This is a genomic window from Pseudophaeobacter sp., assembly GCF_039971195.1.
Classification (GTDB): domain Bacteria; phylum Pseudomonadota; class Alphaproteobacteria; order Rhodobacterales; family Rhodobacteraceae; genus Pseudophaeobacter.
The window spans coordinates 1-23,709 of the sequence record NZ_JBDWPJ010000200.1 but is presented as its reverse complement, the minus strand read 5'-3'; the positions used below and the strand labels follow the sequence as shown (position 1 = coordinate 23,709).

The window sequence follows — 23,709 nt, the reverse complement described above, 5'->3', positions numbered from 1 at the left end:
CGCCGCCAGCCAGATGTTTTCAAAAACGCTCAGCGCGTCCAGAACATTGGGCGTCTGGGTTTTGATCCCCACCCCGAGCGAGGCAATTTCATGCGGCATCCAGCGGGTGGTTTCCAGCCCGCGCATATAGACCTGGCCCTCGGTAGGAGTTTGCAGGCCCGAGATGCATTTGAAAAAAGTCGATTTACCTGCGCCATTGGGGCCAATCAGGCAGCGCAACTCGCGGGCCTTGAGTTTGAAATCGACGTTATTGGCGGCAACCACCCCGCCAAAGCGCATGGTCAGCCCGTGGGTTTCCAGAATGACTTCAGCCATTGAGCCGCTCCCTGTTGCGCATATGGCGCGTCTGCGACCCATGGCCCCTGGACCGCCGCCGCCACAGCCCCTGCCAGAGGCTGGCCACTGCGGGCACCAGACCGCGCGGCAGGAACAGGACAAACAGCACCAGAATAAGGCCGGTGATCAGTGTGTTATCAACAAGGCTTTGCTGGCCCAGAAGGAACTTGAGATAGGCGAGCCCCGCCGCCCCAAGGATCGGCCCCAGCCGGGTGCCCAGGCCGCCAACGATGCACCAGATGATGATCTCGGCGGATTGGCCCAGGGAAAACAGGCTGGGGGTGACGATCTCTCCCCAATTGGCAAACAGGGCGCCTGCCAGCCCGGCAATGGCGGCGCCAATGGCAAAGAGGAGGGTTTTGCGCGCCCGCACGTCGTAGCCCATTAGCGACATGCGGGTCTCATTCTCGCGAATGCCCACTGCCACCCGGCCAAAACTGGAGCGCAGCAGCGCCGAGACCAGCACAAAGACCAGCGCCAGCAGCACCGCACAGAGATAGAAATAGGCATCGCCCCAGATATAGGCCTCGGGCTGGCCCGGCACATTCAGGGTCTGAAAGCCGGGGATCCCATTGAAGCCGCCGAGGCGGGCCTTGCCGATAACATAGTGCGGACCAGCGGTGGAGTTGATGAATTTGAACAGGATCAGCGTCACCACCAGGGTGATAACTCCGAGATAGACATCCGTGAGCCGCCCGTAGAACATCAAGGCCCCCAGCAACGCCGCAAAGCCCCCCGGCACCAGCACCGCCAGGATCATCGGCAGGGTGCTTTCGCCGATATTGATCGCCGCAATGGCATAGGTATAGGCACCCAGGCCAAAAAACGCCGCCTGGCCAAAGCACAGGATGCCGCCAAAGCCCCAGATCACCCCAAGGCTCAGCCCCAGCATGCCATAGATAACCAGCACGGTGAGCGTATAGGTGGAGATCAGCATCGGCATCAGCCAGAGCAACAGCGCGGTGATGACCACAGTGGTGAGGATATCCTTTTGCAGGCTCCCCGCGGATGGAGTGCTGCCCTGCATCACAGTTTTCCTTTGAAGAATTTTCCGGTGATCCCCTGGGGCAAAAGCCGCAGCAGGATAACGGCGGCGACCAACAGCGCGACCTCTCCCATCACCGGCGAGATGGCAAAGGTGAAGAGCTGATTGACCACCCCAAACAAACCGGCGCTGGAAAACAACCCGGCGATCAGCGAGGGGCCACCGGCAATGACGGTGATAAAGGCCTTGGCGATATAAGCCCCGCCCGAGGTGGGCACCAGTCCCACCAATGGCGCCAGCACCGCCCCGGCCAGCCCCGACAGGGCCGAGCCGCAAAAGAAGGTCGCCATATAGATGCGGCTGGGGCTGTAGCCCAGCGCCGCAGCCATATCGGGCCCCTGCATGGCGCCCCGGGCAACAAGGCCTGCGCGGGTTGATTTCAGTACCACAAGCATGGCGATCAACAAGAGCACAGCGATCACGATGATAAAGAAATTATAGCCGTTGATCTGATAGTTGCCGACACTGAAGCCGGGAATTGGGGTGGAGATGCCGGTGGTGGTATTGCCAAAGATCATCGTGGCCAGCCCGATGAAAAACAGGCTCAGCCCCCAGGTCGCCAGCATGGTATCCACCAACCGTCCGTAAAGGTGCCGGATCACCAGCCGCTCCACCACCAGACCAATCAGCCCCACAATCAGCGGCGCGATCACCAGCATGGCAACAAAGATATTCACCCCGAGGTTCACTGCAGTGATGGTGGCATAGCCCCCCATCATCATGAATTCCCCATGGGCGAGGTTGATGACTTTCATCATGCCAAAGACAACGGCCAGACCGGCGCTGATCAGAACCAGCGAGGCCACCGCGTAGAGCATTTCAACCAGAATGACGAATGACAGGTCCATAAGCGTCCGTTTTCCTTGGGCACAGCGCGGCCACCCTACGGCCGTGCAGAAGCAGGGCGGCCACTCCCCAGTGAAGGGGCCGCCCCATGTCAGCAATGAAAGAAGGTCAGTAAGAGGTAAGGATCAGATCTCGATCTCATACTGGCTGTTGTCGCCCGGGTTCGCCGCCAGATCGCAGACCGATTGGGTATCAATCGGCTGGCGCTGCGGCAGGGTTTTCACCACCCGCATGCCCTGGTTCTCGATCTCCATGATATGGACATCCAGCACTGCGTGGTGGGTCTTGGGATCCACCGTGATCTTGCCCGCGGGACCCTCGATCGAAAGGCCGGTTTCCAGCGCAGCAATCACCGCGTCGCGATCAATTGAGCCGGCCTGACGCACCGCTTCCGCCCAGGTCAGCAAGCCTTGATAGTTGGAGACCGCAATCTCGTGGATCATGCCGCTGTCGCCATAGGCTGCGGCCCATTTTTCCTTGAAGGCGCTATTGGCAGCGCTGTCCAGCTCCTGGCTGTAGTTATAGGCCACCATGATGCCATCGCCCTCTTCCGGTGTCAGCACCTTGTGTTCATTGCCAACACCCAAGGTGGTCGAAGCCAGCGGAATGCGATCCTTCATGCCTGCCGCCGCCCATTGGCGGAAGAAGGACAGATGCGCGCCGCCCACCAAGGGGGCAATCACCAGATCCGGCGCTGCGGTCTGGATCTTGGCAATGGTGGAGCCAAAGTCGCTCACATCCAGCGGGAAGAAATCAACGCCGACGGTTTCGCCACCGTTGTCGGCGACAAATTTCTGGATCCAACGGGCGGTGATCTGACCGTAGTTGTAATCCGCCGCTAGGATATAGACCTTGGGGCCGGATTTCCCCATGGCATAGGGCACCAGAGCTTCGACCTGCTGCGCCGGGGTCACACCATTGATAAAGATATTGCCGTCACAGACCCCACCCTCGTAGAGCACATTGTAGAAATACAGGGTCTTGGTCTTGCGCATGGTCTGGCGGATCGCCTCGCGTGAGGCGGAGAGAATGCCGCCATGCACCACGTCGACCCGGTCCTGACGGGTCAGCTGCTGGCCGTATTGCGAGTACAGCGCCATATCGGACTGGGTGTCATAGGCTACCACCTCCACCTGTTTGCCCAAGAGGCCACCAGCGGCGTTGATATCTGCCACCGCCAGCCGCATCGCCATATCCATCGGCTTGCCGTAGGCGTCAAAAATACCCGAGGTATCAAGGATTGAACCCAGTTTGATGGTCTCTGCCCCCATCACCGCCTGCGGCAGCATGGCGGCCCCGGTGATGGCGGCAGTGCCGGACAAAAAGCTGCGTCTGTTCAAGGTCATGTGTCTTCCCTCCGTGGTGTTGGATAAATCGCGCAGTTTGCCTGCGTCATTCGGGTTTGGGTTTGATCCGGTTGGCGTAATCAGCGGTACGCCCGGCGAGGTTGGCGTCAAAGTCGAGCCCGATCTCCTCACCCATCTGCTTCATCGCGGGCAGACGGACAGCCATGCCGAGGATCTGATCCATAGCGGCGCCAAAGGCCCCGTCCACACCCTCTCCCGCAGCTCCGGCCCCCGGAGCTGAACCGGCACCGGAGATCTGGTTGATCTTGATCGAGTCGATCTTCTCCACCGGCTTCATCATCTGGGTCATGATCTCGGGCAGGCGATCCAGTTTACGCTCCTCAAGCCGCATGCGAATGATGGCATCGCTTAGGGTGTTTTCGGCAGAGTTCAGCGCCACGCGACCCTCTGCCTCGGCCTGCATCCGGGCCCTTTCGGCCTCGGCGGCCTTGCTGGCGGCAGTGGTTTCGGCCTGGGCGCGGATCAACAGGGTATCCACATCGCGTTTGACCCGTGCCTCTTCCAGCTCCAGCTCTTTTTCCTGCTGCAGCCGGGCGGTGTTGCGCTCGCGTTCGGCAATGGCGCGTTCCTTTTGCGCCTGCACCTCTTCGCCTGCCAGGATAACAAGCGCGCGGGCCTGTTCCTCTGCCGCCTTGGCCTCGGCTTCTTCGGCGCGTTTGCGGGCCAGCTGGATGTCATTGGCGATCTTGGCTTCTTCCAGCGACAGGAGTGCCGCCATTTCAGATTTCCTCAGAATTTCATCCTGTTCGACCTGCGCCGCCTTGGCGCGGTTGTCGCTTTCAATGCGGGCGGTTTCGCTGGCCAGTTTTGCCACCTCACGGGCCTGGGCCTCGCGGGATTTGGCATCCGCCTCCAGCTTGCTCAGATATTCCTGCTGAGTGATCTCTGCCTCGCGTTCTTCGCGCTGCAGTTCCAGCTGACGCTGGTGCTGCGCCAGACGGCTGGTGCGCACGGCGGTTTCCGCCTCGGTCTCGATACGGACACGCTCTTTGCGCTGATCCGCCACCAGTTCGGCCAGACGCCGCATGCCTTCGGCGTTAAAGGCGTTGTTTTCATTCAGCTGGCTCAGATCGCTTTGATCCACTGTGATCAAGGAGGTGGAGACCAGGGTCAGCCCCAATTGCTGCGCCTGCGCCTCAATGGCCTGGGCAACCTCCTGGGCAAATCCGCCGCGATCCAGGTGGATCTCTTCCAGGCTGCGGCGTGCAGCAGCGTTTTGGATGGCATTGACCAATGCGCCAGACAGCACCTCGTGGATGGTGTCACCGCCGCGGGCAATTCGCTGCCCCAGGGCCTGCGCCGCTGTGGCGATGCCCTCCTCAGTTGGCGAGACCCGCAGCTCAAAGCCAAAGGTCACATCGGCCCGCAGCCTATCGCGCGTCAGCACCGCCTCGCGGCCCTGACGGGTGACGGAAAAGTTCAGCGCCCCCATCGAAACCTTCTGCATCTGGTGCAGGATCGGCAGTGCAATGCAGCCGCCATCCGTGACTACGCGACGCCCGCCAAAGCCGGTTCTGACCAGCGCGCTGTCAAGCGTTGCCTTGGCATAAAATCTGTGAAGGAACCAAATCCCAACAAGGGCAAGCAGTGCTACCAGCACCAACAAAGCGATCCAGAGCAAGGTCGTTCTCCCCGACGTTACATGTGTCCCGCCACCTCGAATGGGAGGCGGTTTGAATGACACAAACCGTGAGGGGTTTTAGTTTCCTTTTCAAGTAATAAAATTGAAACGGAAACTAATTTCATCTAACCTGTTGATTAAAACTCTTTTATTACCTCAAACTTCAAGCCATCCGCTCGCGCAAGATAGACCGGAGGTCGTTCACTCCGGTTTGAAGAGAGGTCTTTTCTCCCACTGCGATGAATCACCGGCAGCGCATCTGAAACGCAGTGATCGCGCCAGACATTGGCATGGCCCTGCATCAACCCGGCGAGGAAATGCACTCCCTCGTAGGTGGATTGCCCAATCGCGTTGAGCGCCGGCGCCTGCTCTCCGTGCAGGCCAAAGTAACGCTCTTTGAAGGCGGCATTGGCCTCGGTCGGCAGGGCGGCAAAATAGGAGGAGGCGGCGAACAACCGCTTGCTGTTGCGCGATCCGGCGGCGAGCAGGCCGTTTTCTTCGACCGCACAGGATAGGCGTACCATGTGATTGTGCAGCCCGGCGCTGCCAAAGGCCCGGTTGAAGGCAATTGCATCCTGGCCAACCAGCGAAATCAGCACCGCTTCGGCCTTTGAGGCGGCGATCTCGGCCACGTATTGCGCGATATTGCGCGAGCCAAAGGGCACATATTGCTCATAGGCCAGATCAACCGACATCTCGCGCAGTTTGGACTTGGCAAAGAGATGTGAGGTCCTTGGCCAGACATAGTCATTGCCGATCAGCGCCCAGCTTTTGGGGCGATACTGGCTCTGGATCAGGGCCATCGAGGGCCCCAGCTGCTCTTGCGGGGTCTCGCCGATGGCAAACAGGCCGGCGGTGCTTTCGCCGCCCTCATAGAGCGGCGTGTAGACATAGGGGATGCGCTGGCGCACGACCTTGCTCAGCCGCTGACGGATGGCGCTGATATGCATGCCGACAATGGCGTCGATCGATCCCGTGACGATGAGGTCATTGACGATCTCCTCGATCGAGATACTGGCCTCCATCGCCGCATCAATCATAATGAGCTGAACCTTGCGGCCATCAACACCGCCGCTTTTGTTCAGCTCTTCCACCGCGACCTGGGCGCTGGAAATACAAGAGGGCGCCCAGAGCCCGGCAGAGCCGCACAGCGGTATCAACAGCGCAATGCGATAGGTGCCCTTGCTGCGCGAGCCGGGGTGATCTTGCAGTTCCTCCAATTCCGTTGGAATCTTTGGCAGGGTCGTAAACGGTGTCATGGCGGCAACGCCCTTTTCACAGGGATCGGGGACAGGCACATTCCATTTGAACTTACTTTCCAAGTCAACTAAAATCTCCCTATCAGACTCCGGTGAGGCGCTTGGAAAACTCAACATGGAAAACAGCATCAGTCCGATTCACAACTACCTGTCCTATACGCTGGCGGCGGCGCACCGAAAGGTTGCGACCTCGTTGAATGCCCGCCTGCGCAAGCACGGCATCCAGATCGAGGCCTGGCGGATTCTGGAAACCCTGGAGATGGGCAACCGTCTGACCATGGGGGAATTGGCCGAAATCGTTCTGATGAACCCGCCGACGCTGACCAAACTGGTGGACCGGATGGTCTCGGACGGGTTGGTGCATCGGCAGGTGGCGCAGAATGATCACCGGCAGATCAACCTGCTGCCCACTGCCCTTGGCAAAAAGCGCATGGTGCAAATCCGCCAAGAGATCGAAGAGCAGGATGCGGCGATCCTCGATCAACTTGGCGAAGGTGACTCCACACGGCTGATCCAGCTGCTGCGCGAGATTCTCTAAATCCCCTGCAGCCCCGGCCCTCCCCTTGGGGCTTTGGCAAACTCTCTGCGCAGGTGACAATTGACAGAGGCAATCTGCATACCTATCTCAGGATCCTAGGTATGGAGATTTTATGACCCAGTAATGTGGGGAGGCAGAGCGTCCTCCCGGTGCAGAACAACAGTGACATCACCGCCCATGTTTTTGGGCGCCTGAAGTTCTGCGATCATCTATCAGACACATTACCCGACGCAGGCTGCCGCGAGGCCCAAGCTGCTGCTGCCCCCTGCCCCAGCCGATGTCGGACCACGAAAGATCACAACAATGATACGGGACTATTCCCAATTCTTGCCCTCCTCAGGCAGGGTCAAACCTGTCGTAACCAAACCCAGCAAACTGCCAAGCCTCGGCTGGCAAGCTTTCTTTGCCCAACAATGCGATCTTGACGCGCAGGTAAACACCCCGCCAGTGCGGGTTATCGAGGTGCATCGCAACGGACTGCATGTGCTGGGCGATGGCATCGACCAGCTGCTCCCTCCTGGACCAGAGGCCACCGTTGGCGACTGGCTGCTTTTGGACCGCGAACATCCCGCAGGCAGTGCACCATTGCGCCGCAAAAGCCTGTTTCAGCGGCGCGCACCGGGGCGCGAACGCAAGCGACAGCTGATCGCGGCCAATGTTGACACCGCTTTTATCACCAGTTCCTGCAACAAGGATTTCAACATCGCCCGGCTGGAGCGCTATGTGGCCTTGGCCTTTGAGGCCGAAGTCACCCCGGTGATTGTGCTGACCAAGGCCGATCTCTGCCCTGACAGCGCGCCCTACCAACAGGCGGCTTTGGCGATCTCCAGTCGCGTCATTGTGGTCACCCTGAATGCGCTTGGCGCCGAACCGCAGGAGCGGCTGGGGGATTGGTGCAGGCCGGGACAGACGGTTGCTTTTCTCGGTTCTTCCGGGGTTGGTAAATCGACCCTGACCAATGCCCTGACCGGCACGCAAAATGTGGAGACCTCTGGCATCCGTGAGGATGATGCAAAGGGACGTCACACCACCACGCGGCGGCAGTTGCATTTCCTGGCCAATGGCTGCGCGGTACTGGACACCCCCGGCATGCGCGAGCTGCAATTGACCGATGTGGAAAGCGGTATCGCCGATCTGTTTGAGGATATCGCCAGCCTCGCCACCCAGTGCCGTTTTACCGATTGTCGGCATGACAGCGAGCCGGGCTGCGCCATTCAGGCCGCTGTCAAAACGAGTGAGATCACGCCAGAGCGTCTGGCCCGCTGGCACAAACTTGTGGCCGAAGAACGGTTTAACGCCTCAACCCTCGCCGAACGAAAGTCCGATGACAAAGCCCTGCAAAAACGGATCCGGGCGATCCAGAAACACAAACGGAAGTAAACCAATGATTCGCAGCTACACATCCAAAGACACCGAAGCCCTGCTCGCCATCTGGGAAAAAGCCAATGCCGCAGCACATCCCTTTTTGCCACCAGAGTTTACCGATTTTGTCCGTACCTCAGTCCGCGAGGTGTTTTTGCCCCAGGCACAGACCTGGGTGCTCGAAGAAATGCAGCGACCCATCGGCTTTATCGCCATGATCGACACTGAAATAGGCGGGTTGTTTCTCGATCCCACCTGTCATGGGCAGGGGCATGGCCGGGCCATGGTGGATCATGTAGTCTCTCTGAAAGGTCCTCTACGGGTCGAGGTCTTCAAGGACAACAAGATCGGGTTGCCTTTCTATCTGCGCTACGGCTTTGAAATCATAGGGGAATATCACCACGCAGAGTCCGGTTTTACCATTTTGCAAATGGCCATGCCAGGTGCAGATCCAGCCTGATGAGCCACCCGTATTGACAAAACAGGCGCTCGGTTTTCTCGAGCGCCTGAAAAACGATAGGCAAGAATGCGACTTACTCCATGGCCAGGTTCACCCTGCCGTCAGGTTCTCCCAGAGGCCAGTTTCATCCGGAAGCCAGAGCCTCTTCGACCCAGGCAACCAACCCCTCCAGATCATCGGCGCCCTGAACCGCCATTCCATCTGAAAAGGCCTTAAAGGGCTCGACGTTCATCTTGTTAACGCCGGAAACCACAACCAGTCCCTGGGCCAGGGCCTCGCCAATGACTGGCCGCATGCCACGTCCGTCAGCCTCGTGTTTGCCAAATTTGTTGACGATCAACACCTGCGGGCGCGGCTCTGCCTGCAGGCTGCCGCTGACCTGACCCACCGCCTGTTCCAGCGCCTCGGGATTCAGCCGACAGCCGCGCGCGCCAGCGCCAAGAGATTGCGAGATGCGGATTGTCTCCCCCTTTGGCAAGACCCGCACATCCATATCGCAAAGCGCATCATCGCTGCATTCTGTATTGGTTTGCACGATGCCGGCCAGGGCGATGCCCTTGGCGTCCAGCGCTTCGGCCAGGCTGCTCAGCAGCCGATCGGTGCCGCCACGGGTTTTGGTCATGACATAGGCCAGATGCATCACTTGCCCCTTCATCAGTGGTTTGGAATTGCGCCCCAATTGCTATCCGCAATTGATCCCCGGCGCCAGAGGTGGATTTGCCGCGCCGCCACAGCAGTCAAACTGTGGCGGCGCGGAGGCTTTAAAGGTTCGGGTTTGAAGCTCAAGCCTACAAACCCAGAGCCTTTTTGCGCTCTTCGGCAAAGCCCTGAACGATGCGGTCAGCAATCAGCGCCAGGATCGCCATGGCTGCCCCGGCAGAGATCCCAAGCCCGACATCCGCCTGCCCCAGCGCCAGATAGATCGACTGGCCGAGACCGGTGGTACCGATCAGCGCCGCAATCACCAGCATGGCAAAGGCATAGAGGATGGTCTGGTTCAACCCCAGCAGGATGGTCGGCGCCGCATAGGGCGCGCGCACATCCCGCATCATCTGCCAGCCGGTGGCACCGGATGCGGTGGCCGCCTCGATCATCTCTTCCGGTGTGGAGATCAGCCCCTGCCGTGTGTAGCGGATCATTGGCACCACCGCATAGGCGATGATCGCCAGAAAGGCCGAGAACTCGCCAATCTGGAACACCATTAGCACCGGGATCAGGAAGACAAACAGCGGGATGGTCTGCAGCATGTCACAGATCGGTCGCACCACCCGCCAGGCCAGCGGCGAGACCGCGCTCAGCAGGCCAATGCCGCCCCCCAGCACCGCGCAGGCAAAGACCGCAGCGCCAGACAGGTAAAGCGACAGCAAGGCGCGCTCCCAGAGGCCCGAGACCAGAATGGTGGTCAGCAAAACCACGGAAAGCAGAGCCAGCCGATGCCCGCCAGCCACCCAGGCCAGGGCGCCAACACCAATCAGCACAAAGGGCCAGGGCAGTTGCGACACGCCTGTTTCCAAAATGCCCGCAGCGATCAGCAGCACCAGCCCCAGGGTCACCCGCCCATTCAGCGCCAGCGCCAGCGCCGCAAGGACGGCAGCAGCGTAGAACCAGAGGCTCATGGCTGCGGTCCACTGAAAACCCCAGGTAAAGGGCAGGATCGCCTGATCCAAACCAATGCGCAGCGGCAGCAGCACATAGAACATGATGCTGTTTTTCAGATTGGCCAGAAAATAGGCATTGGCACGGGTGAAATCCGTCAACCAGCTGTCCAGCCCATCGGCCAGTGGGTCCAGCAGCTGATAGCTGCTCGGATCGCCCAGACTGTTCCAGAACACCAGACTGGCAATCAGCCCCAGCGCCAGAATACCCAGCGAGACGCGCCCATCCCATAACTGGCGGCGTTCCTGCGCCAGAGTTCCGCTCATCCGGTCGATCAGGATGGCAAAGATCACAATGACAGAGCCCGCCAGCATCGCCGGACCAAACTGCGCTTTGCGCATGGTCAGGAGCACTTCCCAGCCGATGTCATTAAAGCCGCCAATAACCGCAGCAATGATCACCATAGACAGCGCCGCCATCAGGCATTGATTGACCCCGACCATGATCTGCACCTTGGCCGCCGGGATTTCCACCTGAAACAGTTGCTGCCTGCGGGTGCCCCCGGCCATGACAGCGGCTTCCTTCACCTCTGATTCAACCCGCTGCAGCCCCAAAAGCACATTACGCGCCATCGGCGGCGCCGCATAGATCGCAGAGGCAATCAGCCCCACCACCGGTCCAAAGCCAAAAAGCACCAGCAGGGGCGTGAGATAGGCAAAGGTCGGCACCGTCTGCATTACATCCAGCAGGGCTTGAACCGGCTGGCGAAAGCCGGGAAACTCATTGGCAAAGATGCCAATAGCGCCGCCAACCAGCAGCGCCAAAGGCACCGAAACAGCCACCAGCGCCAGGGTATTCATCCCCTGCACCCAATAGCCCGAGGCCACCACCAGTCCCAGACCAATGGCGGCCATTGCCGCCATGGTCATACCGCCAATCCGCCAGCCCAGTGCTACAGTTGCGGCAATCAGCAGCGGCCAGGGAATGGTAGACAGGACATAGTTCATCGCTGCCATTGGATAGGCCATCAGCGCTGAAAACATCCGCGCTGCGGGCTTTAGAAAGGTCAGGCCACTTTTGACGCCACCGCCAACCGTTTCGGTTGCGGGCAGCACCCAGGCCTGCGGAAAGGCGTTCACCCAGGGCAACAGTCCTTCAAACAGCAAACAGAATGCCCCGGCGATCACTGCAATCAGCGCCGCCAGGCTGCCAGTACTGAGCCGCGTCATGTTTCGGTTTCCACCTGTAGCGCCGCCGCCAGATCCGCCGGGTTGATCACCCCGACCAAGGTGCCGTCAGCATCGCGCACCGGCACCGGATCATAAAGATCCATACAGCGCGCCAGCGCCGCATCCAGCGTCATATTACGGCGCAGGCCCGGATCATCAGCGCCATAGCTGTTGCCCTCGGGGTTTTGCATCACCGAGGCCACATTAGCGTGACGCCCCTTGGCCACATCCTTGGAGAACTCGCGCACGTAGTCATCCACCGGATTGAGCACGATATCGGCCGGGGTGCCGATCTGCACGATCTTGCCGTCGCGCATGATGGCGATGCGATCCGCCAGTTTCAGCGCTTCGTTGATGTCATGGGTGATGAAAACAATTGTTGTCTTCAGCTTGTCCTGAATATCGAGGAATTCATCCTGCAGCTGGCGGCGGATCAGCGGATCCAGCGCCGAAAACGGCTCATCCAGGAACCAGACGGAACAATCGGCCACCAGCGAGCGGGCAATGCCCACGCGTTGACGTTGGCCTCCTGACAGTTCCCGTGGGAAACGGTCTTCGCGGCCCTCAAGCCCCACCAGCTTGATCACTTCCTGTGCCTTGGCGCGGCGCTGCTTGCGCTTTACCCCCTGCACTTTCAGCGGGTAGGCAACATTGTCGGCCACGGTCATATGAGGAAACAGGCCAAAGTGCTGAAACACCATGCCGAGCGTCTTGCGGCGCAGCTCGATCAGCCGGGCCTTGCTGGCGGAAACGATATCTTCGCCTTCGATGCGGATCTCCCCGCCCGAGGCCGGAAGCAGCTGCGAGATGCAGCGGATCAGGGTCGATTTGCCAGAACCAGACAGCCCCATGATGACAAAGAGCTCGCCTTCCTGCACTTCAAAATTGGCATCCTGCACCGCAGGCACCAGCCCCTGAGCGCGCAGCGCTGCAGAGACCTCATCCGGGGTCTGATACTGCGACAGCGCCTCTTTCAAGGCGCTGTCTGCATTGGTGCCAAAAACCTGCCAGACATTCTGGCAGGAAATGGCAGGCGTGTCAGAGCCAGTCATTGCTGTCTCGCTCACTGTCGCGCTCACTTGGTCGCGGCGTCGACAACGGGGCGCCAGCTATCGGCATTGGCTTCCATCCAGGCAGAAACCACCTCTTCGACCTTGCCACCATCAACATCAACAGCGCCCATCATAGGCTGCTGATCCGCGACGCTGAGCGTGTAGTTGGACAGGATTTCAAAGGCTGCAGGCCAGGTTTCGGCCATGCCGGACCAGGCCGCCTTGGAGATCAGGGTCGAGGAGAAATCGCAGTCATTCACGGCATTGGGGTTGGGACCCCAGGCTGGATCGTTGAAGCAGGCCTCTTCGCCCGCAGGCAGGTCAACAAACTGCACGTCATAGGCCGACATCGCCCAATGCGGCTGCCAGAAGGTCACCAGCAGCGGTGTTTTGCGCTCGCTGGAGGCACGCAGCTCAGCAATCAGGGCGCCTTCGGAACCGGCGGGGACGGCTTTGAACGGCAGTTCCAGACCAGTCATCCGATCAGCGCCAGGAGTGCCCCAATCGGCAGGGTAGTCAACCAGACGGCCGGCAGGCAGGGTTTCCGCCGAAGCAAACAAAGGCGCGCAGTCTTTCAAGGCTTCCCAGGCGGGCAAGCCAGGGCACAGCTCGGCCACATGGGCGGGATAGGCGATGCCTTCCTTGGCGGCCAGTTCCAGATCGCCCAGATCCACAATGCTGCCCTCAGAGATCTTGATGGCATATTCGTCAGAGACATTGGAGGACCAGATTTCCAGCGTCGCGTGGATCTCACCATCAGCGATGGCCTGGAACTGGTTCATCATCCCGGCAGTAACATATTCCACCTTGTAGCCCGCGGCTTTGAGCATCTCACCGGCGATATGAGTGGTCACATGCTGACCCGTCCATTCGTTCAGCGCCAGTTTGATTGGCTGATCCACGGCACCCATTTCAGCGGCATTGCCCATGCCGGCAACCAAGGTGGCAGCACTCAGCACTGTTGCAAAAGTAGTCGTTTTCATCGTTGATTTCCCTGTTTATGTACCAGGTCAGCTTTTGACCAACCAAGCGGAGTATTACGGCCTCTTTTGGGCCAATAAGGTCGCCAGATCACCAGCGCTCAAAACACATGAGACCGGGCAGCAGAGGCGACCAAAGAATTATTCCCGATAGTGTGACCGGGTATGCCACATGTTTTTGAACGCTTTGCGACCCTTTGTCGAGGTTTTGCGGCCCTTTTGGGTGAATTTCTTAATTCTTCATTTAATTTTCTAAACAGCTGGCCAATAAATGATTCTTGAAGGCTCTCATCCGGGGATGAGATTTTGCCGCTTGTCGCAGCTCGCGCGCTAGAGTTTGCGGGCCAGGATCCAGACCGCATCATAGGACAGCGGCAGGGTGTCTTCCCTGCCAAAACGCGCCCGATAGCAGCGATCAAAATCCCGCAGATCCGCCCGGGTCCAGCCCCGGCTGGCCTGGCCATTGACACCAGTGCGACGCAGATGGCGCAGCAGATCCAGGGCGCTGTCAAACTGCAGCGTGATCTCTTGCTGCTGCACCGCCACGGCGCTCATCCCGGCAGGCAGGACCTGCGGCCAGTCCCTTGCGTCCAGATAGCTCGGCGCCGCCGCCACAGAGCCCAGCTCTGCCAATTGGTGAAACTGGCTGCACCCAAAACCAGAAAACCCCAGCCAGCCGCCGGGGCGCAGGTGATCCGCAAGCCGGTGCAGAGCGGAGGGCAGATCCTCGATCCATTGCACCGCCGAAGAGGAGGTGATGAGGTCAAATGACCCAGACATGTCAAGCGTCTCGATCGGACCAAAGCGCAGGGAGGCTGGCTGATGAAAGTCGCTCAAAACCCGGCGCAGCGGGGCCTCGGCTTCCGGCACCAGATCATTGAGGGTCAGATCTGCGATCTCAAACGCTTCAAGCAGTGCCGCGGTCAGATGGCCGGTCCCGGCGCCAAATTCCAAGGCCCGCCCTACCTGTGGTCCGATGTCCTGCGCCTGCATCTGCTGTACCAGTTCCTGGGCGATCTGCGCCTGTACCGAGGCGCTTTGATGATAGCTTTGCAAGCCGCGGCAAAAGCTTTGCCGGACCCGCGACTGCTTCAACACCGGAGCAAGCTGATCCCTCATGCCAGTCCGCCTTTCATGAAAGCAGCGCCTGCCAGCTGGCAAAAGCGGCAAAGGGCATATGAGGGGCTTCACATTGGCGCATGCCCTGCCCGGCCCAGGCCCGTGCCAGATTGGCCGGCGGGAAGATCTTATCGCGTGAGGAAATCCAGACGCGGTCGAACCCCGGATCCGGGGCCGGGCCCCGGGCCTCAACCGCCAAAAGCTCTGCCTTGCGCGCCTCGACATCGGTCACCGCAGCAGGCTGCGCGCTGCCAAAGGCCCGCGATAGGAACAGCTGATAGGACTCGGTGCTGAGTGTCTTGATGGTTTTGCGCAGTGCCACTGGTGGAATGCCTGTATCGCGATCAACTGGCGACAGGCTGCCGTTCACCGCTACCTTACGATCAAAAGGATCCGCGCGTCCCGCCTGCCAATGACCATAGGCAGCCACCCCAAAAGACCAGGCCAGCAGGCTGACATGGGCATAGCCAGAGAGATCCGGCAGATCCATCTCCAGGCTGCGGTAGTCCTGTATAAAAAGCACGTCCTGATCCCCGGCCAGATGGGTGAAGACCTCTGGCCCCACAGCCCAGCCGCCAAAGACTACAATCGCCTCCCTGCGCGGCCCCGGGCCCAGCACCGGTGTCTGGCTTTTGCGGATCCAGCGATATTGCACCGCTAGAGCTCCCGCGCCAGGCGCAGCATGCCGTCGGTGATTTGGCTCAGCTGATCCGGCGTGGTGATAAAGGGTGGCATCGTATAGATATTCTTGCCAAAGGGGCGCAAGAAAACCCCCATTTCATGGGCGCGGGCATGGGCCGCATCCGCCGAAACCGGGTGCTCCATCTCGATCACCCCGATGGCGCCCAGCACCCGCACATCCGCCACATTGGGCAGGGCACGGGCCGGTTCCAGCTCTTGTTGCAGCTGCGCCGAGATCTCACCGACACGGGCACGCCAATCCTGCCCGGTGAGCAGGTCCAGCGAGGCCTTGGCTGCCGCACAGGCCAGCGGGTTGGCCATATAGGTGGGTCCATGCATGAAGATGCCAGGATTGCCGCCGCCAACCTCCAGCGCCACCCGGTCATTTGTCAGGGTGCAGGCAAAGGAAATATGCCCGCCAGTGAGCCCCTTGCCCAGACAGATGATATCCGGCTCGACGGAAGTGAAATCAGTGGCAAACAACGCGCCGGTGCGACCAAAGCCGGTGGCGATCTCGTCAAAGATCAGCAGGATACCAAGTTCATCACACAAGGCACGCGCTTGGTTGAGGTATTGCGGGTGATAGAAATACATCCCCCCTGTGCCCTGCACCACGGGCTCGAGGATAAAGCCGGCAATCTTGCCCGCCTGGGCCTCCAGCACCGCCCGCAACTCTCCAATGCCGTTTTGGGCCGGATCATCATTCCAATCTTCACCCATGCGGATCGGCGGACGGGAGACAAAATGCTGCACGCTCAGCGCACCCTGAAACAGATGATGCATGCCGGTGTCCGGATCACAGACGCTCATCGCCTTCCAGGTGTCGCCATGATAGCCCGAGCGTGTGGTGGCAAACTGGCTGCGCCCCGGATGCCCTAAGGCATGCTGGTATTGCACCGCCATTTTCATCGCCACCTCAACCGAAACCGAGCCAGAGTCGCAGTAGAATATCCGCGTCAGACTCTCCGGGGTGATTTCCAAGAGCTTGCGCCCCAGGTCGATGGCCGGGTCATGGGTCAGCCCGCCAAACATCACATGAGGCAGCCGGTCCAGCTGGCCATGAATAGCCGCGGTGATGGCCGGATTGCGATGGCCATGCATCATGCACCACCAGGACGACATGGCATCGATCAGCCGGGTGCCATCGTCGAGGGTGATATGCACCCCCTCGGCCTCGCGCACCACAAAGGTGGGACCGGGTTTGGCGACATTGGTATAGGGATGCCAAAGATGTTGCTGGTCAAACTCCAGCTGGCTCAGACCCGATGCATTCATGACAGCGCCTCCCTTATCAAGTCCAGACCAATGTGTTCTGCAAAGACCTCAGCCAAGGCTGCGCACCCAATTGGGCCTTCGGGCGCGCTGCCAAGATCTGCAATCATCGGAAGACGCCCCAGATGCGCCACCTTTCCAAACTGACAGATGGTCTCTTCGACTGCGGGTTCGGCATCGCCAATGAAGGCTACCCCCACCACCGTGCAGCCCGCATCGCGCAGCGCCTTCAGCGATAAAAGCGTGTGATTGATGGTCCCCAGCTGGGTCCGCGCACAAAGCACCACCGGCGCGCGCCAGCGGGCAAAGAGATCAAGATAGAGCATCTCGCGATTGAGCGGCACCATCAGCCCGCCTGCGCCCTCAACCACCAAGGGGCTGTCGACCTGCGGCAGGCTCAGGCGGTCCGGGTCAATCTCCACCCCCTCGGCCTCGGCCGAGAGATGCGGCGAGGCGGGCAACTGCAACAGATAGCCCTCGGGCAGGATGGGCTGGCCTGAGAGCCGCGCCACGATCTGGCTGTCGGTCTCGTCTTCAAGGCCCGATTGCACCGGTTTCCAGTATTGGGCGCCCAGCGCCTGCACCAGACCGGCAGAAAACACCGTTTTTCCAATGCCGGTATCGGTTCCGGTCACCACCACTGCAGTCATTCCGCCACCTCCAGACCGGACTGCGTCAGTTCTTTGGCAAGACATTCAAACATCTGGGTAATCACCGGTTTGCTCAGGGTGCCAGTGAGCGAAACCCGCAGCCGCGAGGTACCACGCGGCACGGTGGGCGGGCGAATGCCGCGAATGTCAAAACCATGGCTTTGCAGCCGGGCGGCCAGATCCATGGTGCGCCGGTCATCGCCAATGATCACCGGCAGGATCTGGCTCTGAAATCCACTGAGCCCACAGAGCCGCGCCGCCTCCGCATGGGCATGTTTGATATGCTCCCAGGCCCGTTGGCTGCGCGCCGGGTTCTGCGCCAGCTCCTTGAGGGCCGCGCGTACCAATGCCGCATTCAGCGGCGAGGGCGCGGTGGCAAAGATAAAGCCACGACCGCGATTGATCAGGCTCTCGATCAGCACCTGTGCACCACAGATCAGCGCGCCGGATACGCCCAGCCCCTTGCCACAGGTATGCAGCGTCAGCACTTTGGGGTCATCGGCATAGTCATGCGCCAGCCCGCGTCCCAGATCTTCGAAAAGTCCGGTGGCATGGGCCTCATCCACCACCAGAACCGCATCCTCGCGCGCGGCCAGGACAGCGAACTCCGCCACCGGCGCCAATGTACCCTCCATGGAATAGACGGATTCAATGGCGATCCAGATCTGCCCGGCACCGCCCTCGGCGCGCCACCCGGCAATCTGCGCCGCCGCATCAACAGGATCATTGTGGCGGAACTTGCAGGCCTCGGCCCGGCCCAGTCGCATGCCATCATGGGTACTGGCGTGGATCAGCGCATCATGAAGCACCAGATCGCCCTTTTGCGGCAGGGTCGAAAAAATCGCCTGATTGGCGTTGAAACCACCACCCATGAACAGCGCTGCCTCGGTGCCAAAAAAGGCAGCGGCCTCTGCTTCCAGAACCACATGTTCGTCGGCATTGCCGCGCAACAGCCGCGAGCCGCCTGCCCCCACCGGAACGCCACGGGCCAGAGCAGCGCTGGCGGCCTGTTGCAGCAGCTCGCTTTGCGCCAGGCCGAGGTAATCATTGGAGGCAAAATCATGCCCCGCCCGCGGCATCAACTGGCGAAAACGCCCGCGCGCCTGCAGGCTTTGCAGGGCTTCGGCGTGACGGGGAAAGGGCTGAGCGGCGGCGGGCTGACTCATCCCAGGCTACCGTCGCAGCCAATGCCCATGGCGGTAATGCCAAGGCGATCAAACAGCACCTGATCCTTGTCTTCTTCGGGATTGTCTGCCGTCAGCAGGGTGTCGCCGACAAAGATCGAATTGGCCCCGGCAAAGAAACACATGGCCTGCAGTTCATCCGACATATCGGTGCGGCCGGCCGAGAGGCGCACATGGGATTTCGGCATCAGGATCCGTGCCAGTGCGATGGTGCGGACAAATTCAATCGGATCCAGCTTGGCCACATCCGCCAGCGGCGTGTCGGCCATGGGGATCAGCATATTCACCGGCACCGAATCCGGGTGTTCCTCCAAGGTGGCCAGGGCCAGCAGCATATCGATGCGGTCCATCTGCTGCTCACCCATGCCAACAATACCACCGGCGCAGACCTTCATGCCCGCTTCGCGCACCCGGTTCAGGGTGTCGATGCGATCGGCAAAGGTGCGGGTGGTGATGATCTCGGAGTAATAGCGCTCTGAGGTGTCGATATTGTGGTTGTAATAGTCCAGCCCGGCGTCGCGCAGACGAAAGACCTGAGTGTCATCCAGCATGCCCAGGGTCATGCAGGTCTCCATGCCAAGATCCTTGACCCCGTGGATCATCGCCTCGAGCGCCGCCATGTCGCGATCCTTGGGGGAACGCCAGGCCGCCCCCATGCAATAGCGCGTGGCACCGCCTGCCTTGGCCTTCTTTGCCTCGGCAATCACCCGCTCCACCTCGATCAGCTTGCTGGCCGAAAGCTTGGCGCCATTGCGGGCGGACTGCGAGCAATAGGCGCAGTCCTCGGCGCAGCCGCCGGTCTTGATGCTCAGGAGCTTGGATTTTTGCACTTGGTTGGGATCGTAGTGCAGCCGGTGCACCGACTGCGCCTCAAACAGCAGATCCATGAAGGGCTTGTTGTAGATCGCTTCCGCTTCTTCGCGGGTCCAGTCGGTTCGAATTGGGGCGGCGTCCAGCATGGGCTCTCCTGAGGGTCACAGTATGGGGTCATTGGGCCTCGCGGCCGGGTTGGTTTTTTATAGATAATTTACGACCAGCCGCCAAGGAAATATGTTGCACTGCGGCAATCACCGCCCAATATCTAAGCATCCAACTGTTTTTAATACTTTATTTTTATCTATCAAAATTTCCATTGACGACAGGCCACTCTCTCCCCTAGGTCTTGGCTCACGCAGGGGAGTCCCACCGAGGGGACTGAGAGGCTGACAGGTCAGAGCAATCTGACCGGCGACGCGACCCTTAGAACCTGACCCAGTTGACACTGGCGTAGGAAGCTAGGACGCACCGCCGCAGGGTTGTACCCCCCCGCAGCCTTCGCGCTCCGAACCGGGAGGGCTGTACATCCTCTCCACGCCTCCCAGCCACGCCTCATCTGGTGACTTTTTTGAGTATTGGCTCGAGGAGCACCAAAATGACTGTAGCGACCCCAAAACCCACCTCAAAGGTGACGCCGGAAGTAACCACCGGCGCCCTGCCCGCCTCTCGCAAGATCTATGTCCCCGGCGATCTCTATGCCGATATCCGGGTGCCGATGCGCGAGATTTCCACCCATCCCACCGCAGGCGAAGCGCCGCTGCCAGTCTATGACAGCTCCGGGCCCTATACCGATCCCGACCAGCAGACCGACATCCGCCAGGGGCTGGCGCAGCTGCGCCGCGACTGGATCCTGACGCGCGGCGATGTTGAGGAATATGAGGGCCGCGAAATCACCGATGCCGATAATGGTTTTGTTTCGGGTGAGCGGCTGACGCCGGAATTCCCGGTCAAACCCAAGCCCCTGCGCGCCAAGGATGGCAAGGCGGTAACCCAGCTCGCCTATGCCCGCGCCGGGATCATCACGCCGGAAATGGAATTCATCGCCATCCGCGAAAACCAGCTGCGCGAACTGTCACCCTGTCACCGTGACGGCCACGACTGGGGTGCCAATATCCCCGACTATGTGACGCCGGAATTTGTCCGCTCCGAGGTTGCCGCGGGCCGCGCCATCATCCCCGCCAACGTCAACCACCCCGAGATTGAACCGATGATTATCGGCCGCAATTTCCTGGTCAAGATCAACGCCAATATGGGCACCTCGGCGGTCACCTCTTCGATGGAAGAGGAAGTGGACAAGCTGGTCTGGTCGATCCGCTGGGGCGCCGATACCGTCATGGATCTCTCGACCGGGCGCAATATCCACAACACCCGTGAATGGATCGTGCGCAATTCGCCAGTGCCCATCGGCACCGTGCCGATGTATCAGGCGCTGGAAAAGGTGAACGGTATTGCCGAGGATCTGACCTGGGAAGTGTTCCGCGATACGCTGATTGAACAGGCCGAACAGGGCGTTGACTATTTCACCATCCATGCCGGGGTGCGCCTGCATATGGTGCCAATGACGGTGGAACGGGTGACCGGCATCGTCTCGCGTGGTGGGTCCATCATGGCCAAATGGTGCCTGCATCACCACAAGGAGAGCTTCCTCTACGAGCATTTTGAGGAGATCTGCGACATCTGCCGCAAATACGACGTCTCCTTCTCCCTTGGCGATGGGCTGCGCCCGGGCTCGATTGCCGATGCCAATGACGAGGCACAGTTTGCCGAGCTGGAGTGCCTGGGCGAGCTGACCAAGATCGCCTGGGCCAAGGATTGCCAGGTGATGATCGAAGGCCCTGGCCATGTCGCCATGCATAAGATCAAGGAAAACATGGATAAGCAGCTGGAGTGCTGCGACGAGGCGCCGTTTTACACGCTTGGGCCGCTCACCACCGATATCGCGCCGGGCTATGACCATATCACCTCAGGCATTGGTGCGGCGATGATCGGCTGGTTTGGCTGCGCCATGCTCTGCTATGTAACCCCCAAGGAACATCTCGGCCTGCCCGACCGCGACGATGTCAAGGTGGGGGTGATCACCTATAAGATCGCCGCCCATGCTGCCGATCTGGCCAAAGGCCTGCCCGGTGCCCAGCGCCGCGATGATGCCCTGTCGCGGGCGCGGTTTGAATTCCGCTGGGAGGATCAGTTCAACCTCTCGCTGGACCCGGATACCGCCCGCGAATACCACGACCAGACCCTGCCAAAAGAGGCCCATAAGGTGGCGCATTTCTGCTCCATGTGCGGGCCCAAGTTCTGTTCGATGCGGATCAGCCATGACATCCGCGCCGAGGCCCAGAAAGAAGGCATGGAGGCCATGGCGGCCAAGTTCCGCGAAGGCGGCGAGCTCTATGTGCCTGCACCCGAAGCCAAAGTGTTGGAACCGGGAGAATGATCACCATCGCGGGGGCGGGGCTTGCGGGCCTCGCCACCGGCTATGAGCTGTTGCAGCGTGGCGCCGAGGTGCGGATTTTTGATCAGGGGGCAGGTCCTGGTGCGGCCAGTGTGGCGCGTTTTGCCGGCGGCATGCTGGCGCCCTATTGCGAGCGAGAAAGCGCTGAGGAAGAGGTCATTACCCTCGGAAGCCGCGCCATCGACTGGTGGACCCAGATCACAACGGTGCACAGGCGCGGCACGCTGGTGGTGGCGCCGCGCCGCGACCGGGTGGAACTCACCCGGTTTGCCCGCCGCACCCGGGGACATCAGATGATAAGCCAGGCGCAGGTTGAAGAACTGGAACCGGCCTTGTCCGGGCGTTTTTCCAGCGGCTTGTTTTTCAAGGATGAAGCCCATCTCGATCCGCGCCGCGCCCTTGCAGACCTGACTGCCAAGGTGCAAGGTCTCGGCGCTGAGATCCGCTACAACACCCCAGCCCCGGCGCGGGTAGATGTGGATTGCACCGGTATGGCTGCCGCCCTGCCCCAGCTGCGCCCGGTGCGCGGTGAGATTGCAATTCTACATTGCCCGGAGGTGGAAATCAGCCGCACCCTGCGGCTGCTGCATCCACGCATCCCGCTCTATCTGGTGCCGCGCGGCGATCAGCATTTTATGATCGGCGCCACCATGGTGGAGAGCGCATCAACCCGCGCACCGACGCTGCGCTCGGTCAATGAGCTGCTGAGTGCCGCCTTTGCCCTGCACCCTGGGTTTGGCGAGGCCAGCGTGGTTGAGCTGGGTGCCGGGCTGCGTCCCGCCTTTGCCGACAACCTGCCCCGAGTGATCGAACAGGACGGCGTTCTGCATCTGAACGGGCTGTACCGGCACGGGTTCCTGCTTGCCCCGGCCATGGCGCAGCGCGTTGCTGAACGTCTGATGCCGCAGCCTGCCCTCTCCTCTACTCAGCCCCCAGCCATGGAGTGTACCGGATGAAAATTACCCTGAATGCCAAAGAGCATGACCTTTCGGCCAAAACGCTTGCCGAGGCCCTCTCCGAGCTGGGAATGACCAGCCCGGCGCTCGCCACCGCGCTGAATGGCACATTTGTTTCGCGCGCGAAACGTGTTGACACCAGGTTAACAGAGGGCGACCGCATCGAAGTGCTGGCGCCGATGCAGGGGGGCTGAGCCATGGAGTTCTACGGTACAAAACTGACCTCGCGCCTGTTTCTGGGCACCGCGCAATACCCCTCTCCCAGGGTGCTTTGTGACGCCATCGCCGCCAGCGGCACCGAGGTCATCACCGTCTCGCTACGCCGTGAAACCTCCGACGGCGCGGGCACCGGCTTCTGGCAGATGCTGCGCCAGACTGGTGCTCGCATTCTGCCCAATACCGCCGGCTGCCATTCGGTGCAGGAGGCCGTGACCACAGCTCAGATGGCGCGCGAGGTTTTTGGAACCGACTGGATCAAACTGGAGGTGATCGGCCATGCCGACAGCCTGCAACCGGATGTCTTTGGACTGGTGGAAGCGGCCAAAATCCTCAGTGAGGATGGCTTCAAGGTCTTCCCCTATACCACCGAAGATCTGGTGGTGGGGGAGCGCCTGCTGGAAGCGGGCTGCGAAGTACTGATGCCCTGGGGGGCGCCGATCGGGTCCGGCCAGGGCCTGCGCAACCCCGATGGGCTGAGAGCGATGCGGGCGCATTTCCCCGAAACGCCGCTGGTGGTGGATGCCGGCATTGGCCGCCCCTCGGATGCCGCTGCCGCGATGGAACTGGGCATGGATGCCGTGCTGCTCAACACCGCCGTGGCCAAGGCCGGCGATCCGGTGCTGATGGGTCACTCTATGGCGCAGGCGGTCGAGGCCGGTCAGGCCGGAT

23 protein-coding genes are annotated in these 23,709 nt (G+C 60.6%); 7 read left to right on the top strand and 16 right to left on the bottom strand.

Annotated elements, in window-relative coordinates; genetic code table 11:
• From ABJP42_RS17245 to ABJP42_RS17220, 6 genes are all read right to left on the bottom strand, one after another.
• Positions 1–315 (bottom strand): ATP-binding cassette domain-containing protein (locus ABJP42_RS17245; RefSeq protein ID WP_348342557.1); only part of this gene is annotated, 315 nt, incomplete at its 3' end.
• Positions 308–1,363, bottom strand: a complete 1,056-nt coding sequence (locus ABJP42_RS17240; protein ID WP_348342555.1) for a branched-chain amino acid ABC transporter permease — start codon at positions 1,361–1,363, stop codon at positions 308–310. The genes ABJP42_RS17240 and ABJP42_RS17245, both read right to left, overlap by 8 nt.
• A complete protein-coding gene (locus ABJP42_RS17235) occupies positions 1,363–2,229 on the bottom strand; it encodes an ABC transporter permease subunit (RefSeq protein WP_348342553.1) in 867 nt (288 codons plus the stop codon). Before ABJP42_RS17235 ends, ABJP42_RS17240 begins: the two co-directional genes overlap by 1 nt.
• Positions 2,230–2,352: 123 nt before the next feature.
• Positions 2,353–3,573 (bottom strand): urea ABC transporter substrate-binding protein, encoded by a 1,221-nt coding sequence (locus ABJP42_RS17230; protein WP_348342551.1) that lies wholly within the window; start codon positions 3,571–3,573, stop codon positions 2,353–2,355.
• Positions 3,574–3,619: 46 nt separating this feature from the next.
• Positions 3,620–5,215, bottom strand: a complete 1,596-nt coding sequence (locus tag ABJP42_RS17225; RefSeq protein ID WP_348342549.1) for a flotillin family protein — start codon at positions 5,213–5,215, stop codon at positions 3,620–3,622.
• Between the two features lie 137 nt (positions 5,216–5,352).
• Positions 5,353–6,474, bottom strand: coding sequence for a substrate-binding domain-containing protein (locus ABJP42_RS17220; protein WP_348342548.1), 1,122 nt, complete (start codon positions 6,472–6,474; stop codon positions 5,353–5,355).
• A gap of 115 nt (positions 6,475–6,589) precedes the next feature.
• Here ABJP42_RS17220 and ABJP42_RS17215 point away from each other — a divergent pair, with 115 nt between their 5' ends.
• The 3 genes from ABJP42_RS17215 to ABJP42_RS17205 all read left to right on the top strand — a co-directional run bounded on the left by ABJP42_RS17215 (position 6,590) and on the right by ABJP42_RS17205 (position 8,834).
• Positions 6,590–7,012, top strand: coding sequence for a MarR family winged helix-turn-helix transcriptional regulator (locus ABJP42_RS17215; protein ID WP_348342546.1), 423 nt, complete (start codon positions 6,590–6,592; stop codon positions 7,010–7,012).
• Positions 7,013–7,315: 303 nt separating this feature from the next.
• The gene (gene rsgA, locus ABJP42_RS17210) at positions 7,316–8,392 is read left to right on the top strand and encodes a ribosome small subunit-dependent GTPase A (RefSeq protein WP_348342544.1); all 1,077 of its coding nucleotides are present in this window, start codon (positions 7,316–7,318) and stop codon (positions 8,390–8,392) included.
• Between the two features lie 4 nt (positions 8,393–8,396).
• Positions 8,397–8,834, top strand: a complete 438-nt coding sequence (locus ABJP42_RS17205) for a GNAT family N-acetyltransferase (RefSeq protein ID WP_348342542.1) — start codon at positions 8,397–8,399, stop codon at positions 8,832–8,834.
• Positions 8,835–8,958: 124 nt separating this feature from the next.
• Here ABJP42_RS17205 and ABJP42_RS17200 read toward each other — a convergent pair whose 3' ends face one another.
• The 10 genes from ABJP42_RS17200 to bioB form a co-directional block, all read right to left on the bottom strand.
• Positions 8,959–9,474 (bottom strand): DUF2478 domain-containing protein, encoded by a 516-nt coding sequence (locus ABJP42_RS17200; RefSeq protein WP_348342562.1) that lies wholly within the window; start codon positions 9,472–9,474, stop codon positions 8,959–8,961.
• A 148-nt stretch (positions 9,475–9,622) separates the two neighbouring features.
• A complete protein-coding gene (locus tag ABJP42_RS17195) occupies positions 9,623–11,659 on the bottom strand; it encodes an ABC transporter permease (protein ID WP_348342540.1) in 2,037 nt (678 codons plus the stop codon).
• A complete protein-coding gene (locus tag ABJP42_RS17190) occupies positions 11,656–12,711 on the bottom strand; it encodes a quaternary amine ABC transporter ATP-binding protein (protein ID WP_348342560.1) in 1,056 nt (351 codons plus the stop codon). The genes ABJP42_RS17195 and ABJP42_RS17190 overlap by 4 nt, the downstream gene beginning before the upstream one ends.
• A gap of 23 nt (positions 12,712–12,734) precedes the next feature.
• Positions 12,735–13,694: an ABC transporter substrate-binding protein gene (locus ABJP42_RS17185; protein ID WP_348342538.1), complete on the bottom strand. Its 960-nt coding sequence runs from the start codon at positions 13,692–13,694 to the stop codon at positions 12,735–12,737.
• A 327-nt stretch (positions 13,695–14,021) separates the two neighbouring features.
• Positions 14,022–14,810: a methyltransferase gene (locus ABJP42_RS17180; RefSeq protein WP_348342536.1), complete on the bottom strand. Its 789-nt coding sequence runs from the start codon at positions 14,808–14,810 to the stop codon at positions 14,022–14,024.
• A 13-nt stretch (positions 14,811–14,823) separates the two neighbouring features.
• Entirely contained in the window at positions 14,824–15,465 is a 642-nt protein-coding gene (locus ABJP42_RS17175; protein WP_348342534.1) for a pimeloyl-ACP methyl esterase BioG family protein, read from the bottom strand.
• A 2-nt stretch (positions 15,466–15,467) separates the two neighbouring features.
• Entirely contained in the window at positions 15,468–16,766 is a 1,299-nt protein-coding gene (bioA, locus tag ABJP42_RS17170) for an adenosylmethionine--8-amino-7-oxononanoate transaminase (RefSeq protein ID WP_348342532.1), read from the bottom strand.
• Positions 16,763–17,413: a dethiobiotin synthase gene (gene bioD / locus ABJP42_RS17165; protein ID WP_348342530.1), complete on the bottom strand. Its 651-nt coding sequence runs from the start codon at positions 17,411–17,413 to the stop codon at positions 16,763–16,765. The genes bioA and bioD overlap by 4 nt, the downstream gene beginning before the upstream one ends.
• Positions 17,410–18,579 carry an 8-amino-7-oxononanoate synthase gene (locus ABJP42_RS17160; protein WP_348342528.1) on the bottom strand — a complete coding sequence of 390 codons (1,170 nt, stop codon included), beginning with the start codon at positions 18,577–18,579 and terminating at the stop codon, positions 17,410–17,412. Before ABJP42_RS17160 ends, bioD begins: the two co-directional genes overlap by 4 nt.
• Positions 18,576–19,556 carry a biotin synthase BioB gene (gene bioB, locus ABJP42_RS17155; RefSeq protein ID WP_348342526.1) on the bottom strand — a complete coding sequence of 327 codons (981 nt, stop codon included), beginning with the start codon at positions 19,554–19,556 and terminating at the stop codon, positions 18,576–18,578. The genes ABJP42_RS17160 and bioB overlap by 4 nt, the downstream gene beginning before the upstream one ends.
• A 452-nt stretch (positions 19,557–20,008) precedes the next feature.
• Between bioB and thiC the strand changes: the two genes are divergently transcribed.
• From thiC to ABJP42_RS17135, 4 genes are all read left to right on the top strand, one after another.
• Entirely contained in the window at positions 20,009–21,847 is a 1,839-nt protein-coding gene (gene thiC / locus ABJP42_RS17150; RefSeq protein WP_348342524.1) for a phosphomethylpyrimidine synthase ThiC, read from the top strand.
• Positions 21,844–22,821 carry an FAD-dependent oxidoreductase gene (locus tag ABJP42_RS17145; protein ID WP_348342522.1) on the top strand — a complete coding sequence of 326 codons (978 nt, stop codon included), beginning with the start codon at positions 21,844–21,846 and terminating at the stop codon, positions 22,819–22,821. Before thiC ends, ABJP42_RS17145 begins: the two co-directional genes overlap by 4 nt.
• Positions 22,818–23,015, top strand: a complete 198-nt coding sequence (gene thiS / locus ABJP42_RS17140; protein WP_348342520.1) for a sulfur carrier protein ThiS — start codon at positions 22,818–22,820, stop codon at positions 23,013–23,015. Before ABJP42_RS17145 ends, thiS begins: the two co-directional genes overlap by 4 nt.
• A 3-nt stretch (positions 23,016–23,018) precedes the next feature.
• Positions 23,019–23,709 (top strand): thiazole synthase (locus ABJP42_RS17135; RefSeq protein ID WP_348342518.1); only part of this gene is annotated, 691 nt, incomplete at its 3' end.

What these genes read in the sequence shown, in the direction of transcription:
- bioB (WP_348342526.1), bottom strand. Translation starts at nt 19,556, where the DNA reads ATGCTGGACGCCGCCCCAATTCGAACCGACTGGACCCGCGAAGAAGCG.
- ABJP42_RS17220 (WP_348342548.1), bottom strand. Translation starts at nt 6,474, where the DNA reads ATGACACCGTTTACGACCCTGCCAAAGATTCCAACGGAATTGGAGGAA.
- ABJP42_RS17235 (WP_348342553.1), bottom strand. Translation starts at nt 2,229, where the DNA reads ATGGACCTGTCATTCGTCATTCTGGTTGAAATGCTCTACGCGGTGGCC.
- ABJP42_RS17215 (WP_348342546.1), top strand. Translation starts at nt 6,590, where the DNA reads ATGGAAAACAGCATCAGTCCGATTCACAACTACCTGTCCTATACGCTG.
- ABJP42_RS17180 (WP_348342536.1), bottom strand. Translation starts at nt 14,810, where the DNA reads ATGAGGGATCAGCTTGCTCCGGTGTTGAAGCAGTCGCGGGTCCGGCAA.
- ABJP42_RS17190 (WP_348342560.1), bottom strand. Translation starts at nt 12,711, where the DNA reads ATGACTGGCTCTGACACGCCTGCCATTTCCTGCCAGAATGTCTGGCAG.
- rsgA (WP_348342544.1), top strand. Translation starts at nt 7,316, where the DNA reads ATGATACGGGACTATTCCCAATTCTTGCCCTCCTCAGGCAGGGTCAAA.
- ABJP42_RS17200 (WP_348342562.1), bottom strand. Translation starts at nt 9,474, where the DNA reads ATGCATCTGGCCTATGTCATGACCAAAACCCGTGGCGGCACCGATCGG.
- ABJP42_RS17205 (WP_348342542.1), top strand. Translation starts at nt 8,397, where the DNA reads ATGATTCGCAGCTACACATCCAAAGACACCGAAGCCCTGCTCGCCATC.
- thiS (WP_348342520.1), top strand. Translation starts at nt 22,818, where the DNA reads ATGAAAATTACCCTGAATGCCAAAGAGCATGACCTTTCGGCCAAAACG.
- ABJP42_RS17160 (WP_348342528.1), bottom strand. Translation starts at nt 18,579, where the DNA reads ATGAGTCAGCCCGCCGCCGCTCAGCCCTTTCCCCGTCACGCCGAAGCC.
- bioD (WP_348342530.1), bottom strand. Translation starts at nt 17,413, where the DNA reads ATGACTGCAGTGGTGGTGACCGGAACCGATACCGGCATTGGAAAAACG.
- bioA (WP_348342532.1), bottom strand. Translation starts at nt 16,766, where the DNA reads ATGAATGCATCGGGTCTGAGCCAGCTGGAGTTTGACCAGCAACATCTT.
- ABJP42_RS17240 (WP_348342555.1), bottom strand. Translation starts at nt 1,363, where the DNA reads ATGCAGGGCAGCACTCCATCCGCGGGGAGCCTGCAAAAGGATATCCTC.
- ABJP42_RS17230 (WP_348342551.1), bottom strand. Translation starts at nt 3,573, where the DNA reads ATGACCTTGAACAGACGCAGCTTTTTGTCCGGCACTGCCGCCATCACC.
- ABJP42_RS17145 (WP_348342522.1), top strand. Translation starts at nt 21,844, where the DNA reads ATGATCACCATCGCGGGGGCGGGGCTTGCGGGCCTCGCCACCGGCTAT.
- ABJP42_RS17195 (WP_348342540.1), bottom strand. Translation starts at nt 11,659, where the DNA reads ATGACGCGGCTCAGTACTGGCAGCCTGGCGGCGCTGATTGCAGTGATC.
- thiC (WP_348342524.1), top strand. Translation starts at nt 20,009, where the DNA reads ATGACTGTAGCGACCCCAAAACCCACCTCAAAGGTGACGCCGGAAGTA.
- ABJP42_RS17185 (WP_348342538.1), bottom strand. Translation starts at nt 13,694, where the DNA reads ATGAAAACGACTACTTTTGCAACAGTGCTGAGTGCTGCCACCTTGGTT.